13 protein-coding genes are annotated in these 17570 nt (G+C 52.3%); 7 read left to right on the top strand and 6 right to left on the bottom strand.

Annotated elements, in window-relative coordinates; translation table 11 throughout:
• Window positions 1-122: 122 nt before the first annotated feature.
• Window positions 123-566, bottom strand: coding sequence for a response regulator (locus tag AC5JO6_RS16045; RefSeq protein WP_496082070.1), 444 nt, complete (start codon window positions 564-566; stop codon window positions 123-125).
• Window positions 563-3778, bottom strand: a complete 3216-nt coding sequence (locus tag AC5JO6_RS16040) for a PAS domain S-box protein (protein ID WP_496082069.1) — start codon at window positions 3776-3778, stop codon at window positions 563-565. Before AC5JO6_RS16040 ends, AC5JO6_RS16045 begins: the two co-directional genes overlap by 4 nt.
• Window positions 3779-3978: 200 nt before the next feature.
• Between AC5JO6_RS16040 and AC5JO6_RS16035 the strand changes: the two genes are divergently transcribed.
• The 7 genes from AC5JO6_RS16035 to AC5JO6_RS16005 all read left to right on the top strand — a co-directional run bounded on the left by AC5JO6_RS16035 (window position 3979) and on the right by AC5JO6_RS16005 (window position 15446).
• On the top strand, window positions 3979-5415 hold the full coding sequence (locus AC5JO6_RS16035) for an inorganic phosphate transporter (protein ID WP_496082068.1): 1437 nt from the start codon (window positions 3979-3981) through the stop codon (window positions 5413-5415).
• Window positions 5416-5819: 404 nt separating this feature from the next.
• Complete coding sequence (locus tag AC5JO6_RS16030) at window positions 5820-7757, top strand: EamA family transporter (RefSeq protein ID WP_496082067.1); 1938 nt, start codon at window positions 5820-5822, stop codon at window positions 7755-7757.
• A 384-nt stretch (window positions 7758-8141) separates the two neighbouring features.
• A complete protein-coding gene (locus AC5JO6_RS16025; RefSeq protein ID WP_496082066.1) occupies window positions 8142-9974 on the top strand; it encodes an NAD(P)H-quinone oxidoreductase subunit F in 1833 nt (610 codons plus the stop codon).
• A 151-nt stretch (window positions 9975-10125) separates the two neighbouring features.
• Window positions 10126-11625, top strand: coding sequence for an NADH-quinone oxidoreductase subunit M (locus AC5JO6_RS16020; RefSeq protein WP_496082065.1), 1500 nt, complete (start codon window positions 10126-10128; stop codon window positions 11623-11625).
• A gap of 166 nt (window positions 11626-11791) precedes the next feature.
• Entirely contained in the window at window positions 11792-13084 is a 1293-nt protein-coding gene (locus AC5JO6_RS16015; RefSeq protein WP_496082064.1) for a CO2 hydration protein, read from the top strand.
• 189 nt (window positions 13085-13273) lie between these two features.
• Window positions 13274-13675, top strand: coding sequence for a fasciclin domain-containing protein (locus tag AC5JO6_RS16010; protein WP_496082063.1), 402 nt, complete (start codon window positions 13274-13276; stop codon window positions 13673-13675).
• A gap of 460 nt (window positions 13676-14135) precedes the next feature.
• Window positions 14136-15446: an LCP family protein gene (locus AC5JO6_RS16005; RefSeq protein ID WP_496082062.1), complete on the top strand. Its 1311-nt coding sequence runs from the start codon at window positions 14136-14138 to the stop codon at window positions 15444-15446.
• A gap of 130 nt (window positions 15447-15576) precedes the next feature.
• Here AC5JO6_RS16005 and AC5JO6_RS16000 read toward each other — a convergent pair whose 3' ends face one another.
• From AC5JO6_RS16000 to AC5JO6_RS15985, 4 genes are all read right to left on the bottom strand, one after another.
• The gene (locus tag AC5JO6_RS16000) at window positions 15577-16125 is read right to left on the bottom strand and encodes an NAD(P)H-quinone oxidoreductase subunit J (RefSeq protein ID WP_496082089.1); all 549 of its coding nucleotides are present in this window, start codon (window positions 16123-16125) and stop codon (window positions 15577-15579) included.
• On the bottom strand, window positions 16115-16855 hold the full coding sequence (gene ndhK, locus AC5JO6_RS15995) for a photosynthetic/respiratory NAD(P)H-quinone oxidoreductase subunit K (RefSeq protein WP_496082061.1): 741 nt from the start codon (window positions 16853-16855) through the stop codon (window positions 16115-16117). The genes AC5JO6_RS16000 and ndhK overlap by 11 nt, the downstream gene beginning before the upstream one ends.
• On the bottom strand, window positions 16846-17208 hold the full coding sequence (gene ndhC, locus AC5JO6_RS15990) for a photosynthetic/respiratory NAD(P)H-quinone oxidoreductase subunit C (RefSeq protein WP_106259002.1): 363 nt from the start codon (window positions 17206-17208) through the stop codon (window positions 16846-16848). The genes ndhK and ndhC overlap by 10 nt, the downstream gene beginning before the upstream one ends.
• 108 nt (window positions 17209-17316) lie before the next feature.
• Window positions 17317-17570, bottom strand: a 254-nt coding sequence (locus AC5JO6_RS15985; RefSeq protein WP_496082060.1) for a hypothetical protein, incomplete at its 5' end; no start/stop codon positions are given.

Below are 17570 nucleotides of genomic sequence, written 5' to 3'. Positions count from 1 at the left end.
GACTAATGGAGAATCTCCACACTGACGCTCCAGAAGTGGCTTCCCTACGATGCCTCCACAAAATCAGCGTGGCATCCGTAGATTCACTGTCATCTTTGTTTCGCTTGACAGCGAGTTTGAGCCTACTCTGGCGGTAGTTTGACCGCTGCTAACCAGAAGTCGCCGATCAACTGCACGACCTGCATAAATTGCCGGACATCAAACGGTTTTGTGACGTAGCAGTTGGCGTTGAGATTGTACGATCGCAAAATATCTTCTTCGCTACTTGAAGTCGTCAAAACCACTACTGGAATGCGCTTAAGGTCAGGATCGCCTTTGATTTCTGCTAACACTTCACGACCATCCATACCCGGCAGATTCAAGTCCAGCACAATTAAATCGGGACGAAGCGCATTCGTATATTCACCCTGCTGTCGTAGATAGTCCATTGCCGTTTCACCATCTTCAACCCAGTGCAAGCTGTTGGTAATCTTGGCTTGCTCAAAGCTTTTGATGGTGAGATGGGCATCGCTGGGAGAATCTTCCACCAGCAAAATCTCGATCGAGTTTAGTAGTTGAATCGTCATGGTTCTGAACGGTCATCGTAAGGAATTGTAAAGTAAAAGGTGGTACCCTTTCCTGGCTCTGATTCTGCCCAAATATGCCCATCGTGGCGATCGACGATCTTTTTGCAAATCGCTAACCCAATCCCTGTACCGGGAAATTCAGTACGAGTATGCAGCCGCTTGAAAATTTCAAAAATACGCTCAAGGTAGCGCGGCTTGATGCCAATACCGTTATCGCGGACGGAGAAGAGCCATGCGGGGTGCGGGGTGAGGGGTGAGGAGCTAGGGGGATGGGGAGAGGCGGAGCTAGGGAGAGGCGGAGTGTTGAATTGATTCTGACTGCTGACCGCTGACCGCTGACCGCTGACCGCTGACCGCTGACCCTTGCCTTCTGCCCCCTTTCCCTCTGCTTGCCTCGCACTGATATGAACGCTGGGAGTCTCGTCATGGCAGAATTTGATCGCGTTGCCGATGAGGTTTTGAAAGAGTTGCGCTAATTGACTTTGATCAGCGATGACGGTCGGTAGAGGATCATAGGTGATACTGGCGTTCCTTTCGGCGATCGCCACCTGTAAAACGCGTAGTACCTGCTCTAAAACCGCATTGCAGTCAGTGGGCGCAAACTCAAGGTCACGAGTGCCGGCACGCGAGTAGTGCAACAGATCCTGGATCAACTGCTGCATTCGCTGTGCCCCTTCGACGATATAACCGCCGTACCCTTGAGCAGTCTCATCAAGACGATCGCGGTAGTCTTGAGTCAGCAACTGCGTGTACCCCATGATGGCGCGTAGTGGCTCTTGCAAATCGTGAGAGGCAACATAGGCAAACTGCTCTAGTTCCTGGTTCGAGCGGCGCAGGTCATCGTTTGACTGCTTGAGGGCGGCTGTCCGCTCTTGCACCTGAATTTCTAACCCGTCCTTTGCCTGCTGGAGCGCCAGTTCTGCCCGTTTGCGATCGCTGATGTCAAGAATAATGCCAAGAAAGCGCACTGCCTGACCCGCCTCATCGTAAAGCACACGACCAAACGCCGCCAGCCAGACGATTTGTCCATTATCAGCCCGCCGAATGCGATGTTCTGACCGATAGAGCGATCGCGTCTGCATTGCCTGTTTCGCAATCTGCATCACTGACTCAATATCGTCTGGATGAACACAGCGCTGCCACATCGACAAGGTTGCTTCACCACTGGGTGCTGGCTCATACCCCAACAACTTAAAATGCTGGGCAGACCACAGCGCGTTGCCCGTTTGCAGATTGATGTCCCACGTTGCCATGCCAGACCCTTCAACTGCCAGACTCAAGCGTTGCTCACTTTCGCGCAGTGCTTCTTCTCCCAGCTTGCGATCGGTGATGTCGGCAATTAAAGCAAAAAAGCCTCGAACGTTCCCCTGTTCCCCAAAATCGGAAATATACGTCGCATTGATCCAGCGTGTGCCGCCATCGGTGTAGGGCATGATACTTTCGTAGGTGACAGCTTGCCCTGACAGTGCCGCCTCAACGTGTGGCTGAATGCGCTTATACGCCGACTCACCGATCACCTGCCTGATGGTCTTCCCCGTGAGTTCCGTTCGCGTTTGTCCGTACCAGTGCTCGTATGTCTGATTGTTGAAGCGATAGCGCTGGTCGGCATCTACGTAGGAGACGAGGACGGGTAGCGCATCGGTGATCAAGCGAAGTTGCTTTTCACTCTCGGCTAATGCCTGCTCTGCCAGTTTGCGATCGGTGATGTCATTAATCAGGGCAAAATACCCCTTCACGGTTCCCTGCTCACCAAAATCGGGAATGTAAACGGCACGAATCCAACGTATACCCCCATCTTTGTAGGGCACGGAGTTTTCGTAAAGCACTTCTTGCCCTGACAGTGCTGCCTCGACATAGGGGGTGATCGCCTGATAAGCCGATTCTCCTATAACCTCCCTGAGGTGCTGTCCACATAGCGTCGTCCAATCGTAGCCAAACCAGTGCTCATACGCCCGATTGTTGAAGCGGTAGCGTCGATCGGCATCGACATAGGAAATGAGTACGGGCAGCGCATTGGTGATGGTGCGGAGTTGCTTCTCGCTCTCTAAAAGTGCTTGCTCTGCCTGTTTGCGATCGAGGAGTTCGCTGTGGAGTAGCGCATTGACCTGAGATAATGCAACGGTGCGCTCCTGCACACGTGCTTCCAATTGCTCGTTTGCTTGTTGGAGGGCTGTTTGGGCGCGTCTGCGATCGCTAATATCGAACAGTGTCGATCGGCTCATCAGAAAGTTACCCTCTGCATCTTGAATGGCAGTAGCGCTCAAGCTGACAGGCAACAGTGTGCCATCTTTGCGAACCAGATCAAACTCAACATCGCTGATCCAACCCTGCTCTTTGAATTTAGGAAAGTTCTCCTGAAACACTGCTGCACTCTGAGCTGTAGCCACTTCGGCAAAATTCTTATGAACCAGTTCATCACGGGTGTAGCCCAGCCAGTCTAACTCTGTGTCGTTAATATGGGTAAAGTTACCTGCCGCATCTAGAGAGTGGTAGCCACAGGGCGCGTGGTTGTAGAGGTCAGAGACTGCTTCTGAATGCTTCTGCAGGGCAGCTTCGGTACGCTGACGAATGCGTATTTGCCCATGAAGCATCAAAAAGACACCTGTAAGCAAGCTGAAACCTAAAAGGTAGCCTACCCCATTCACTAAGATTGCCTGCTGTACGCTGTCATCGGTCGCCGCTTTCCGCTGCTGCAATAGGCGACGTTCCTCGTCCTTCATCACGGTGAGTAGGAGCCGCAATTTCCGACCCAGGCGAAAACCTTGATCAGAAAAAGCATCTTGCCTTGCATCGCTTGACTGTCCCTGTTGCATCAGCGCGATCGACCGTTGAGCCACAGCGGTTCGTGCCGCTATTACCTGTTCTACCTTTGCCAGTCGCTCTCGTTGATCGGGGTTATCGCTTGTTAAGCGCCGAGTGTCTTGGATGGCTTGCTCGGTTGCTTGTAGACCAGCCTTATAATCGTTCAAGTAAGTTTTGTCGCGGTTGACTATGTATCCATAGCGCCCGCTGGAAACTGTGGTGCTGCCGTTGAAGATTTTGTCTAGTGCATCCAGAACCTCAAAGGTATGCTCAACTGATTGCCGACTTGCGATCAGTTTTTGGACGCTCAGGTAGGAACCTGTCGCCACTCCACCTAATACGAGCAGCGCCAGGGCAAAACCGCCTGCAACAACTTTTTCAGATAATCCTTTCACGACCGTTTTTGCCATAGCTGACGGGTAAGCCTAGCAGAGGTTGAAATAGTATGCGTCGGGATTTTTACGTAGACTTGGAATGCCATCACACGAGCTGCGGAAGTAGTGGGACGCAAATTGAGATGGCTAATCGATCGAGCGCCGCATATGTGAGTGCCTTGTCGGGATAGTATGGCACCTAGTGAACGATCGCACCTGCCAATGTAAATTTGCCAATGCTAAGCCTCGCCAGCTTTCTCGCCTTCTACCTTGCCTGGAACTTGGGTGCCAACGATGTGGCAAACTCAATGGGCACGTCGGTTGGATCGAAAGCCGTGACGATGCGACAGGCGTTGATGATCGCAGGCGTGCTGGAGTTTGCGGGAGCGGTGCTCTTTGGACAAGATGTCTCGGCAACGTTGGCAACGAAGCTAATCAACCCGGCTTTGTTCGCGCCGATGCCAGAAACGTTAGTAGTGGGCATGGTTGCTGTACTGCTTGCCTGCGGCGTTTGGCTCAATATTGCGACCAGTCGAGGTTTGCCAGTCTCGTCATCCCATGCTGTTGTCGGCGCGATCGCTGGGTTTGCCTGTGTTGCGATCAGTCCGCAAGCAGTTGATTGGCGATCGCTGGGGATTATCTCGCTGTCTTGGGTGGTTACCCCGATCGTGAGTGGCGCGATCGCAGCGTTGTTCTATAGCCAAATTAAACGTTGGATTCTTGATCAACCGGATGCGATCGCGCCACTCAACGAATGGATTCCCTGGCTCAGTGTGGCGTTGCTGAGTGCTTTTGGCATCCTTGTTTTACCAACCGTTGTAGAAAAGTTCTTTGTTGAATCTCTACCGCTACCGTCTCACACCGTTTCGTTAATCATTGGCGCGATCGCGGTGGTTGGCTTGACAGGGTTTGGTTGGCGGCACTTGGAGGAGGCAGGAGGCAACGGTCAGCGGTCAGCGGTCAGCGGTCAGCGGTCAGCGGTCAGCAGTCAGCAGTCAGCGGTCAGCGGTCAGCAGTCAGCGGTCAGCGGTCAGCAGTCAGCGGTCAGCGGTCAGCGGTCAGCGGTCAGCAGTCAGAATCAATTCAGCACTCCGCCTCTCCCTAGCTCCGCCTCTCCCCATCCCCCTAACTCCTCACCTCTCACACCCCACACCTCACCCATCGAATCCCTCATGGCTCGCTTTCAGCTCTTCAGCGCCTGCTTTGTTGCTTTTGCTCACGGGTCGAATGATGTGGGCAATGCAGTGGCACCGCTGGCAGCGATCGCGTACATTCACCGGACAGGTTCCGTTCCTCTAGAAGGCTTTCAAGTGCCGCTGTGGATTTTAGTGCTGGGTGGAGCAGGTATTGTGGTAGGGCTTGCCGTTTGGGGCAAAAAGGTGATCGCCACGATCGGAGAAGGCATCATTCCCTTGCAGCCCAGTGGTGGGTTCTGTGCTGAGCTTGCAACGGCGACAACCGTTTTGTTGGCATCACGTCTGGGCTTGCCCGTTTCGACCTCCCATGCGCTGGTTGGCGGTGTCGTTGGTATTGGCTTGGTACAGTCGATGCAAGCGCTTCGGCTACAAACCCTGGGTGCGATCGGTCTTGCCTGGGTTGTCACGGTTCCACTAGCAGCGGTGCTCGGAGCCACAATCTTTAGTCTCGGTCGCTGGCTGTTGCCGTTTCTTTAGGCTGCAGAACCATTATTAAGGCTTATGCAAACCTCGGAGGTTTTAACCAAGCGTCAAGCATCAGTCGCGAAGAGGCAGGAGGCAGGAGGCAGGAGGCAGAAGGCAGAAGGAGCACTATGATCCTCTTTGCTTCTGCCCTCTGCCTCCTGCCTTAAAATCAAAGAACTTGTACCGCACAACGCTTCCACCGAAGGAAATGAGCTGTTCATCATTGCGCTACATTGACAGTCTTCGTTTAAATTTTTTCACCATTTAGTTATCGTTTCGCTTCATGGCGAGTAACGTAAGAACGGATGATTTAAACCTAAAGTATTGGTTTAACCATACAAATGGGGAACGCTGATCGCTAGACGCTGATCGATTGGTACTTGCACTTGGGATTGGCAAACTAGAGGAAACCATTCATGGGGCAACTGGGCGATTCTCCGATGTCTGAAGGGCGTACTACGCGATCGCATACACTGCATGGGCAGTCAGCACCTGGGGCAGACAGCGATCGTACCGTTGAGAGTGTCCTGCAAGCCGTGACACAGGATCTTACCAGCCTCCAGCAGGGAGTCATTGGTCAGCTTTCGCGTGATGTTGCCCGATTGCAAGCCGAAAAAACACGGCTGATGTCGGATATTGACAAGCTTCAGTCTTACTACCAGACACTGCAATCACGACAGCTAGAAACCCTGTCACAACAGCAAATCGCACAACAACAGCTTTGGGCAAAACAACTGGCTCAGGTGTTGGCAAGCCATTTGCAAGCACTGATGATCCAGCGACTGAATCAAGTCGCCAGCACGCAGCAAACGCAACCTACGTCGCAAACCAATTCAGGTGCCGCACTGTCTGCTGCCAACGGACATAGCGACAGCGCCCATCGGTTATTGGCATCGCTGGACGCTACCTTCAGCACCACCTTCAAAACCTTGCAGCAGGAACTGAACAGCTATCAGAGTTCGCTATCGCAGCAGCTAAACCGGATGCAAAGTCTGGAGCAGCAAGGCGAAGCCATTTTGGATGCCTTGATTAATCGCCTTCGAGAGCAGCTTCAGGCAGAAGCTAGCCGCCCGGTTGCGCCTCATACGTCGCGCGAGAATGGCTATTCCAGAGAAAGTGGGTATGCAACCGAAGGCAATCATCCCAGAGATAGCCATTACTCCTCTTCTCCAACCAATGGTGGTACGACTCAGGGTTATCCATCACTGCCCTCTCCACCACAAACGCGATCAAGTCAGCCCTCTCCACCGCCCCATCATCTCTCTGCACAATCGCCACCGATCGCGCACCCAATCCCGTTAGAAGTACCGGGCGCACCACTCCCCCTGCCTGCAAAATCGAGGCGAGAATTGTCTCATTTTCAGTTAGGGCTGGTACTGGTGCTGGTCTCAACAGCCGCACTGTCAATCCATAACGTCGTCGTGCGTATTATTGGGCGAGAGAGCGTGATTCTGGGCTGGCTGGGTGGCGGCATCAAACTCGGTGGATTCATTCAGCTTGGTTTGGGTAATGCGTTGCTGATTCTGTGGCTGCGGATGCTGGTTGTATTGCCGCTGATGGTGCCTGTGGCGATGTTTTTATACCCGCCTGTCTGGCGAGATCTGAGGAAGTTTCTGACGGCTCCGGATCGCCGCCCTCTATTGAATGTGATCGGTAGTGGTGTGTTTCTGTTTTTATCGCAGGTGCTAATTTACATTGCCATTGACAAAATTGGCGCGGGTCCAGCGGTGACGCTTCTCTTTACATACCCCATTGTGACGGTGCCGCTAGCGTGGTTTTTGTTCGGCGATCGCCCCACGCCTCTGCGTTGGATCGTGATGTTCACAATTCTGCTAGGCGTATTTTTTACCGCGCTACCTGGTCTCAAGTCAGCAAGCGGTAATGTGTCAGGAGGCGGGGCATTTATTGCGATCGCGGCAGGCATTGCGTTTGCGTTTTACCTGGTTTGTATGCAGCTTGGTTTTAAGAAACTGCATCCGATTCCGGTGACGCTAATTCAATTTTCAACAATTTTTGTTTTATCCAGCGTTATTCTGACCTTTTTCCCACCAAAAGGTGTTCAAGTTGATCAACCGCTTGGCTTTGTTGTTGGTGGTGTCATTCTTGGTGCTTTGACTCTGCTTGGTTACCTGACTAACAACTTTGGTGTGCGCTATATGGGAGCAGCTTTAGCTTCCATTGTTGCGTCTAGTGGTCCAGTAGTAACAGCGCTATTGGCGTTTCTGTTTATCAACAACCCGCTACAGTGGGTACAGGTTTTTGGTATTCTGCTGGTGACGTTGGGAGTTGGAGCGCTTAGCTTTGAACGGATGAAGGCTCAACGGCAGGCGATCGCACGGGCAGCGAAGCCTTGAGCCGCTGGTTGCTGTCTTCTTGGTAAGGGCTAATAACAGAATGCTTGCTGTTACTTTGGTTTTTGTCGCTGTGAGTTGAGTTGATTGAATGACATTGTAGGAAGCCCTCAAACACATCTTTCTGCAAGTGCTTGGCGATTGTTTGAAGTGCGATCGAGCGTTGACAACGATACCGCTTCACCGAGGAGAACGTATACTAAAGTGAGCCTCGCATAGAATAAAATCTATGTACTTTATAAAAAGCATTGATTAATAGTGATGTCCCTAATGCCATATATTTAGATTAGAGCAAATAAGCTTTGCCTCTAGAGCGTTCAGTTGCGTTAGGTAACTGTAGTGAACGTTCGCATTAGTGAAGCCTTTTTACAAACTTGGGGTCGTTTTATGGACCAACTCCTCCTCCAGAACATCTGGTTGATACCTTGCTATGCTTTAGCGGGTGCTGTGCTTTCTGTCCTTTGGTTTCCGTCAGCAACTCGTCTTACAGGTCCGCGACCTTCGGGTTATGTCAATCTTGTCATGACGTTTTTAGCGTTTTTACATGGGTTGATTATCTTGCCAACTGTGTGGTATAAACCAGCGCAGCAGCTTTCTTTTCCCTGGTTGAGCGTTGCCAATCTCGATCTAACGATTCCCATTGAGATTTCTGCACTCACAGTGGGTGCAACGGTTTTAATCACAGGCTTGAATCTTTTGGCTCAAGTCTATGCGGTTGGCTACCTGGAGATGGATTGGGGCTGGGCGCGTTTTTTCGCACTGCTGGCGCTGTTTGAAGCGGGAATGTGTGCACTCGTATTGTGCAACTCGCTGTTCTTTAGCTACATCATCCTGGAGATTTTGACGCTAGGAACCTACTTGCTGGTGGGGCTGTGGTTCAATCAGTCGCTGGTAGTCACAGGTGCCCGTGATGCCTTCCTGACTAAGCGCGTCGGCGATTTGTTTTTGCTGATGGGTGTGGTAGCGCTGCTGCCGCTGGCGGGAACCTGGAACTTTACGGAGTTGGCAGAGTGGGCGCAGTCTGCGGCTGTTGATTCAACGGTGATTACGCTGGTGGGGCTGGCGTTAATAGCAGGTCCAATGGGGAAATGCGCTCAATTTCCGCTGCATCTCTGGCTGGATGAGGCGATGGAGGGTCCGTTACCCAGCACGATTTTGCGGAACTCAGTAGTGGTCGCAACGGGAGCATGGGTGCTGATCAAGCTAGAACCTTTGCTGGCGTTGTCGCCTGTGGTCATGGCTGCGTTGATCTGGATTGGTGGCATTACCGCGATCGGTGGCTCGTTGATTGCGATCGCGCAAATTGACCTCAAGCGCACTCTCTCGTATTCCGTGAGTGCTTACATGGGCTTAGTGTTTATTGCCGTCGGCACTGGGCAAAGCGAGGCAGCACTACTGTTGGTGTTGACTCATGCACTGGCGATCGCCCTTCTCGTCATGAGCATTGGGGCGATTATTTGGAACAGTATTACGCAGGATATTACTCAGCTCGGCGGTCTTTGGTCACGTCGTCCCGTTGCAGGACTGGCATTTTTGGCGGGTACGGCTGGCTTGATTGCCTTGCCTCCCTTCGGTAGCTTTTGGGCGTTGCTCAAGCTAGCAGACGGTCTGTGGGCAACCCAACCGTGGCTCGTCGGCTTGGTGCTGTTGGTGAATGGACTCACAGCGTTCAGCCTTGTGCGCGTGTTTAGCCGCATCTTTGGTGGACAGCCGCAGCCGATGGCACAGCGATCGCCCGAAGTGCCTTGGTCGATGGCGCTGCCGATGATGGTTTTGCTTGGCGTGGTGCTGCATGTGCCGATCGTGCTGCAAGCGTTGTTACTGCTGCCAGACTGGGCAGGTCTCAACAAAGACGTGGCATTGCTGCTGCTGTGGTCAAGCCTTTTTGGTTGCAGTCTAAGTGCAGTTGTCTATTTGGGCAACGCCATTCCCAAACCCGTCCAATTTCCCTGGAAGCCATTGCAAGACTTGCTTTCCTACGACTTCTACACGGCTCAGATTTACCGTATGAGCATTGTGGTGGGTGTCGATTTCATCTCTCGAATTACCGATTGGATCGATCGCTACCTCGTCGACGGCTTCATCAATCTGGTGGGAGTTGCCACACTTTTTGGTGGTCAAGGCTTGAAGTACAGCACATCAGGGCAGGCACAATCCTATGCGTTGACGATTTTGGTTGGTGCCGTGCTGGTTGGCTTCCTCATCATGTGGTCGTCGTAGAAAGGGGGAATGGGGAATAGGGAGTGGGGAGTGGGCAAGGGAGTCGTTAATCCCAATTCTCTCTGCCTCCTCTGCTCCCTCTGCCTCCTCTGCTCCCCTTTCATTCCACACCCCATACCCCATACCCCACACCCCACACCCCACACCTCCCATGCTCAGTACTCTCATCTGGCTACCTGTTATCGGTGCGTTTCTCATCGGCTTTTGTCCCGAACAGCGATCGCGGTTAGTGGCGCTGGCGATCGCAACCCTCAACCTGCTATGGACACTCTTCCTGCTGACTCGGTTTGACATCGGCAATGCAGGCTTGCAAATGCAGGAATCGCTTTCGTGGTTGGACTCGCTAGGCTTGACGTATCGGCTTGGCGTTGATGGACTGTCGTTGCCCTTACTGGCGCTCAATAGTCTGTTGATCTGGATTGTGATTTACGGTAGCAGCCAGCGAATGGTGCGATCGCGGTTGTTTTACGCACTCACTTTACTGGTCTGTGGTGGTATTGCAGGCGCGTTTCTGGCTCAGAATTTGCTCCTCTTCGTGCTGTTCTACGAGGTCGAGTTGATTCCGCTTTACTTGATGATTGCGATTTGGGGCGGACCCAAGCGTGACTATGCGGCGATGAAATTCCTCATCTATACAGCCGTTTCGGGCGTATTGATTTTGGTGGGCTTCTTGGGTTTAACCTGGCTGAGTGGAGCGTCTAGCTTTGATTACGGAGCCATCAGCACTCAGGATCTACCGCTAAAAGCGCAGCTCATTCTGCTGACGATTCTGCTCCTTGGCTTTGCCATCAAAACGCCCTTGATTCCGCTCCACACCTGGTTGCCCGATGCCTATGTCGAAGCGTCGCCGCCTGTAGCGATTCTGCTGGGTGGGATTTTGGCGAAGCTGGGAACCTACGGCATTGTGCGGTTTTGCTTGCAGTTGTTTCCCGAAACCTGGTCGATCGTGTCTCCAGGATTGGCGATCGTCGGCGTTGCCAGCGTCTTGTATGGCTCTCTCACGGCGATTTCACAGAAAGATATTAAGCGGATGGTGGCGTATAGCTCGATCGGGCACATGGGGTATGTACTGGTCGCCTGCGCTGCGGGCACCGAACTGAGTTTGCTAGGGGCTGTTGGTCAAATGGTAAGCCACGGCTTGATTTTAGCCATTCTGTTCTACCTGGTTGGCGTGATCGAAGCAAAAGTAGGCACCCGTGAATTGGATCAACTGAATGGTCTGCTGAATCCCATTCGTGGGCTGCCGTTAACCAGTGCCCTGCTGGTGCTCGGTGGCATGGCAAGCGCTGGCATTCCTGGACTGGTCGGCTTCGTAGCAGAATTCCTGGTCTTCCAGGGCAGCTTCTCAGTCTTTCCCTTGCCGACACTGCTATGCATCATTGCCAGTGGGCTAACCGCCGTCTACTTTGTAATTCTGCTCAACCGCACCTGCTTTGGCAAACTAGACAACACGACTGCGTATTACCCCAATGTCACCTGGACAGAACAAACCCCTGCTCTAGTCCTGGCAGCGTTGATTTTCTTTCTTGGAGTCCAACCAACGTGGTTGCTGCGCTGGAGTGAACCAACGACAAAAGGACTGGTAGCAGCGTTGACGATCAATGCTAGTAAGCAAGTGGCGATCGGAGAGGGAATGGGGAGTAGGCAGTAGGGAGTGGGAAAGGCTAAAGGCTAAAGGCTAAAGGCTAAAGGCTAAAAGGTCTTGGTCAACAGCTCAAAACCTCCCCTGCCCCTTCTGCTGCCCCCGCTCCCTCTGTTGACCTCACTTCTTTCTTACAACTTATCCTTCATCCTTTATCTTTCTCCCCTCACCTCCTATGACCACTGCAACTTTCACCAAAACCAGCCTCCCTCCATCTCAGCATGAATTTGCAGACGTGGTTCACCGACTCGAAGCAGGTGGCGCGATGCTGCCGGATACGCCAGAGAATTTGATGCAAATCATTGGGCTGTACAAAGCGTATGCGGTGCCGATGGATTTTTACTGGCGCGATCTGCTGTACATTGCCGAACGCGAATTTCTCAATCCACTGCCGTTTTTCAAATATTTTCTGCCTCAAGAGTATCTGGATCTGCATAACCATTACGCTGGCGATGATGCGGATTTGCGGATCTGGCGTGGGCAAGCAACAGCGCATCCAGAACTGCTGGCGTTTATGGAGAAGGGGGAAACCGTTAAAATGCCCCGGCTGTTCCATCATCTCTGGCACGATCGCATCAACATGGAGTTTGCCGAGGAGTGTATGCGATCGATGCTCTGGCACCGGGGCATGGGCGGTCAGTTCGATCCCTACCTGGATAGTGATGAGTACAGGACGAATGCCGATCGCGCGATTCGGGCATATTTCAAATACAACCCGGCAATGCTAGGGATGTACAAGCTGTTTCCTGATTTGTTTTTGGAGCAGTGTCGGCAAATGTCGTACTACGCCAACCTGGGGCTATTTTGGGAAGTGATGGCTCCCGTGTTTTTTGAAATGTCTGATTTGTATGACGAGGGCAAAATTGCCAGCGTGCCCGATGCGATGAACTTCTTGATGAACGGCATTTTTGCGATCGCGGGTCGTCCCATTTACCATCACGTTTATATTCGGGGCGAGTGCTATGAAATTGTGCCGAAATCAAAGGGCTTCATGTGGCTATACGAAGCCGCCCTGCCCTATGTGGAAGCAGTGTTCTATCGCACGTCACCGTTTCGAGGCACCAAGTCTTACAACGCACAGGCAAAACAAGTGCCCAACGATCAGAAAGACTTTCACTTTGGTATTCTCTACGCGGATGTCTTTCCAGTAGGGACGGCAGGTATTCCACCCACGCTCCTGATGCAAGATATGCTGCATTTTTTACCGCCCTATCTGGTGGACTATTACCGCCAGCACTGTCGCGGCGAAGGCGATATGTTGATTCAATTGGGTATTAGCTTTCAGCGATCGATGTATTGCGTCACATCCGCCGTCATCCAAGCGCTACGAGCTGCCCTTCTGTATCCACTGGATGACCCAAATCCCAACCATCTCCAGGCAAACCGGACATTCTTTGAAGCACAGCTCGATCGCTTCAAGCGACCAGAAGCAAGACTGCGCAACATTCAACATCAGGAATATAGGTAGAAGAGGTGAGGAGAGAGGAGTGAGGGGTGAGGGCTAAAGGATGAAGGCTAAAGGCTAAAAGTCTTGAGTTCATTCTGCCTCCCCATCCTTCCCATCCCCCGCATCCTCCCCTGCTCCCCTTGCTTCCTCCTGCTCCCTCTACTCCCCACTCCCCACTCCCCACTCCCCACTCAAACCGAGGCTTAACAGATGCCAGATATCGTCGATATTGCAGTCAATGCAGGTTCGTTTAAAACGCTCGTTACAGCAGTGCAGGCGGCTGGCTTGGTTGATGTGTTACGCAGTCCGGGTCCTTTTACTGTGTTTGCGCCGACTGACGAGGCGTTTGCCAAGTTGCCGCCGGGGACGGTGCAAACACTGGTGCAGAACATTCCTCAGCTTTCCCGCATCCTGACGTACCATGTAGTGTCTGGCAAATTGATGCGGGCTGACTTACAAACGATCGATTCGCTGATGTCAGTTGAAGGATCACCGATTCGCATTGATACAACCGACGGGTTTGAGGTCAAAAATGCTACGGTCGTTGCTGCCGATATTGAGGCTGACAATGGCGTGATTCACGTGATCGATACAGTGATTTTAATGGGATGACGGAGGGCGATCGCGTCGAACTGTTACACACGACGGTTCGACGCAAGGAAACGCTCGATCGGAAAAAAGCTTTAGAAAGTGAACGCTTCTGCGAGCCTTTAGCTTTTCAATGACGACAGGTTCGCATATTATTATTGAACTTTTACGCAGCTTGCGGAAATTATTGCTAACATGCTGCTGCTAGGGGTGCGTAGAAATCAGTAGAACCTGGCAGACAGTGCAAACAGTCAAACTATTCACGTTTTCATCTCTACAAAGTGCCCTCTTTAAAGCAGTGCGCTTCTTGAGACCGTTTAGTCCACTGTTGAGAAGTTGCCACCGTTTCAGCAGTCGTTATCGTTGTGTGGGGTAGAAGAAAGAAGTGAACGGTTCAAATCAGCGTCCTCTGCATTCGACGAAGAAACCAAAGGCAGTGTTGAGAAAGGTTCCAAAACAGAGGGGGAGACGCTGGCTTTGGTTAATGAGTGGTCTGGCAGGAGTCGCGGTGCTGTCGGCTACAGCAGGTGCGTTGCTAGCGATGTCATTTGCCAGTACGCCCTTGATGCAGCGTGAGTTGAGTCCAGAGCAGGCTTCGGTTTTCTCGAAGGGCGATCGCATCTCTAAGAACAACACCCTACAGTTACCTGAGCTGACTCGTCCCGTTAACATTTTGGTTCTGGGTCTCAAAGTTTTGACAACAGATGTGCAAAACCCCCCAGCTCATCTCAAAAAATTGCGCTACCATTCACTCGTCAACTCGTTTGATGGCTTGACTGATACAATGCTGCTGCTACGGTTTAATCCTGAAGCGAAAAAGCTGGTGGCGCTTTCCATTCCGAGAGACACCCGTACTCAGGTTCCAGGCTACGGCATCACCAAAATCAATGAAGCAAACGCAGATGGTGGTCCGGCGCTAAGTGCTAAAACAACGAGCGAACTGCTGGGCGGTGTTGGGGTCGATCGCTATGTCTCTATCAACGTCCAAGGCGTACAGGCACTGGTGGATGCGCTAGGCGGCGTGACGGTGTTTGTGCCAAAAGATATGAAGTATAAAGATGAGAGCCAGCACCTCTACGTCAACCTCAAAGCGGGTCAACAGCACCTGAATGGTGATCAGGTGCTTCAGTTACTCCGGTTCCGTCATGACGAGTATGGCGATATTGGTCGTATTCAGCGGCAGCAGATGGTAATGCGATCGCTCATGGAGCAGGCATTGAACCCAACCACACTGGCACGCCTGCCTCAAATTCTAGGGGTGATTCAATCCCATATTGACACCAACCTGAGCGTTGAAGAACTGGTTGCCCTGGTTGGTTTTGCTGCCAAAACCAACCGCTCTCAGGTGCAGATGTTGATGGTGCCGGGAAGCTTTAGCCAGCCCCATGAATATAGCGGTATTAGCTACTGGTTACCCAGTACTCAGCGTATTCAAACGATGATGGCGCGGCACTTTAACTTTGGCACAGTGTCGGCGGAGGACGCGCTTGCTAATTCAGTCAGGGTGGTCATTCAAGACAGTACACGCCAAACTAACGCAGCGCAGGCTGTGGCAAATAAACTCAGGCAGGGCGGCTACGACAACGTCAGCGTATCTAGCCCAAATCGGGAACCGCTAAATGTGACTCGAATCGTTGCCCAGCAGGGCGATCTGAGAAGTGCTGAAGCGGTACGTCGATCGCTCGGTTTTGGCGAAGTCCGCATCGAAAGTACTGGCGATCTCGATTCCGACATTACGATTCAAGTCGGTCAAGATTGGGCGAAAGATAAGGCTCAGAAACCAGCAACAAACTGATGACTGAATTAAGGAAAGAACACCTAGAACTCACCGCAGAGACGCAGAGGTCTTTCTCTGCGTCTCTGCGGTCAATCAAAAATTGGTTTAATCCCACACCCCGACAATTGATTCACAATACAAGGTGCAATCAATACGCATCCTGCAATTCATAGAAATCGGGTGACACGTAATCCTTGCGAAGGGGCCAGCCAACCCAGTCTTCAGGCATCAAAATGCGCTTCAGGTTAGGATGCCCCTCGTAGATAATGCCGTACATGTCGTAAGACTCGCGCTCCTGCCAGTCTGCCGTCTTCCAAATCCAGTACACCGACTGCACACGAGGGTTCTCGCGCGGCAAATAGACCTTGATGCGAACTTCAGCCGGACGATCGGCATTGTCACCCAGCTTAATCAGATGGTAAAAACTCACCAACTGGTCGCCAGGACCCGCATCATAGGCTCCCTGACACTGTAAGTAGTTAAACCCGTAGGCATACAGAGCCGTTGCAAAGGGCACAAGAAACTCTGGCTCAACCTTCAGCATCTCTACATCGGAGGCATCCAATCCTAGAGACTCATGCTCAAAGCCGTTCTGCGTCAGCCATGTTGAGATTGTGCCTACAGTTTGAACGGGCGCAGGCTCGGCAGGCACAATTTCGGCTGGTTCATTGGTCGATTTTGACTCTTCAGGCACGATCGAGACCCTCCTTTTCGGCTGCCTTAAGCGCTGGTGAAATCGGTAGCCCCATTGCTTCCTGTAGCTCTTTGGTTGGCACCTCTCGCGTCTCTGCCCGGAGGTATTGACCTGTCAGGATCGGCTCTACCGCTTTCATTGAGTGGGTAGTGCTGTAATAGCGATGAATCTGCCGCAAGTCGCCGCGCTCTTGAATCGACTCGTTTGAGATTTTCTTCCGCAGTTTGATGATGGCATCAATGATTGCCTCTGGTCGTGGTGGGCAGCCCGGTAGATACACATCGACCGGAATCAACTTATCAACGCCACGTACGGCAGTCGGTGAATCGACACTAAACATCCCGCCTGTAATCGTGCATGCTCCCATTGCAATGACATATTTTGGATCAGGCATTTGCTCATAGAGGCGCACCAGTGCTGGAGCCATCTTCATCGTGACTGTTCCAGCGGTGATAATCAAATCGGCTTGGCGGGGGGACGATCGCGGCACCAGTCCAAAGCGATCAAAGTCAAAGCGCGAACCAATCAGCGCTGCAAACTCAATAAAGCAGCAGGCAGTGCCGTACAGCATGGGCCACAAGCTCGACAGTCGCGCCCAGTTGTACAGATCATCCACGGTTGTCAAAACGACATTTTCAGACAAATCGTGGGTCACTTGTGGTCGGGCGATCGGATTAAGAATCAGCTCAGACTGAGCAGCACCTTTTGTCGCCGTATCCGGATTCATGACCATTCCAGTGCTCCTTTGCGCCAAGCGTAAACAAGACCAATGATAAGAATGCCAACAAAAATCAGCGCTTCGATAAACGCGAGTAAACCGAGTTGATTGAACGCGACTGCCCACGGATAGAGAAACACAGTTTCCACATCAAAAATGACGTAGACCAACGCAAACATATAGTAGCGAATGTTGAACTGAATCCAAGCGCCTCCGATCGGCTCCATGCCAGACTCATACGTTGTACGACGCTCTGGTCCCCGACGGCTGGGGCGAACAAGCTTGGAGGCTGTTAATGCCAGGAGCGGTACAAGACTGCAAACAAGCAAAAACCCAAGTAGATACTCATAACCACTGAGGACAAACACAATCACTACCCCTCAGGCTGTGTGGATAGCAAGACTAACGGTTTTGTTACTTGCCTTCATATTATAGGGTCGGCACTGCACAAGATGTATCGAAAAGCCCTCTCATCTCTATAGAGAGGCAGAGGGCAGAAGGCAGAAGGCAGAGGGTAGAGGGCAGAAGGCAGAGGGCAGAAGGCAGAGGGCAGAGGGGGCAGAGGGCTGAAAAGTTTTGAGTTGGTTTTGACCTCTCTCCCCTGCCTCCCCTGCCTCCCCTGCCTCTCCTGCCTCCCCTGCCTCCCCTGCCTCCCCTGCCTCCCCTGCCTCCCCCACTCCCCACTCCCCACTCCCCACTCCCCACTCCCCACTCCCCACTCCCCACTCCC

The organism is Tildeniella sp. (assembly GCF_059505325.1).
Note: the sequence above shows the minus strand (reverse complement) of the source record. Positions and strands in the feature narration are given on the sequence as shown.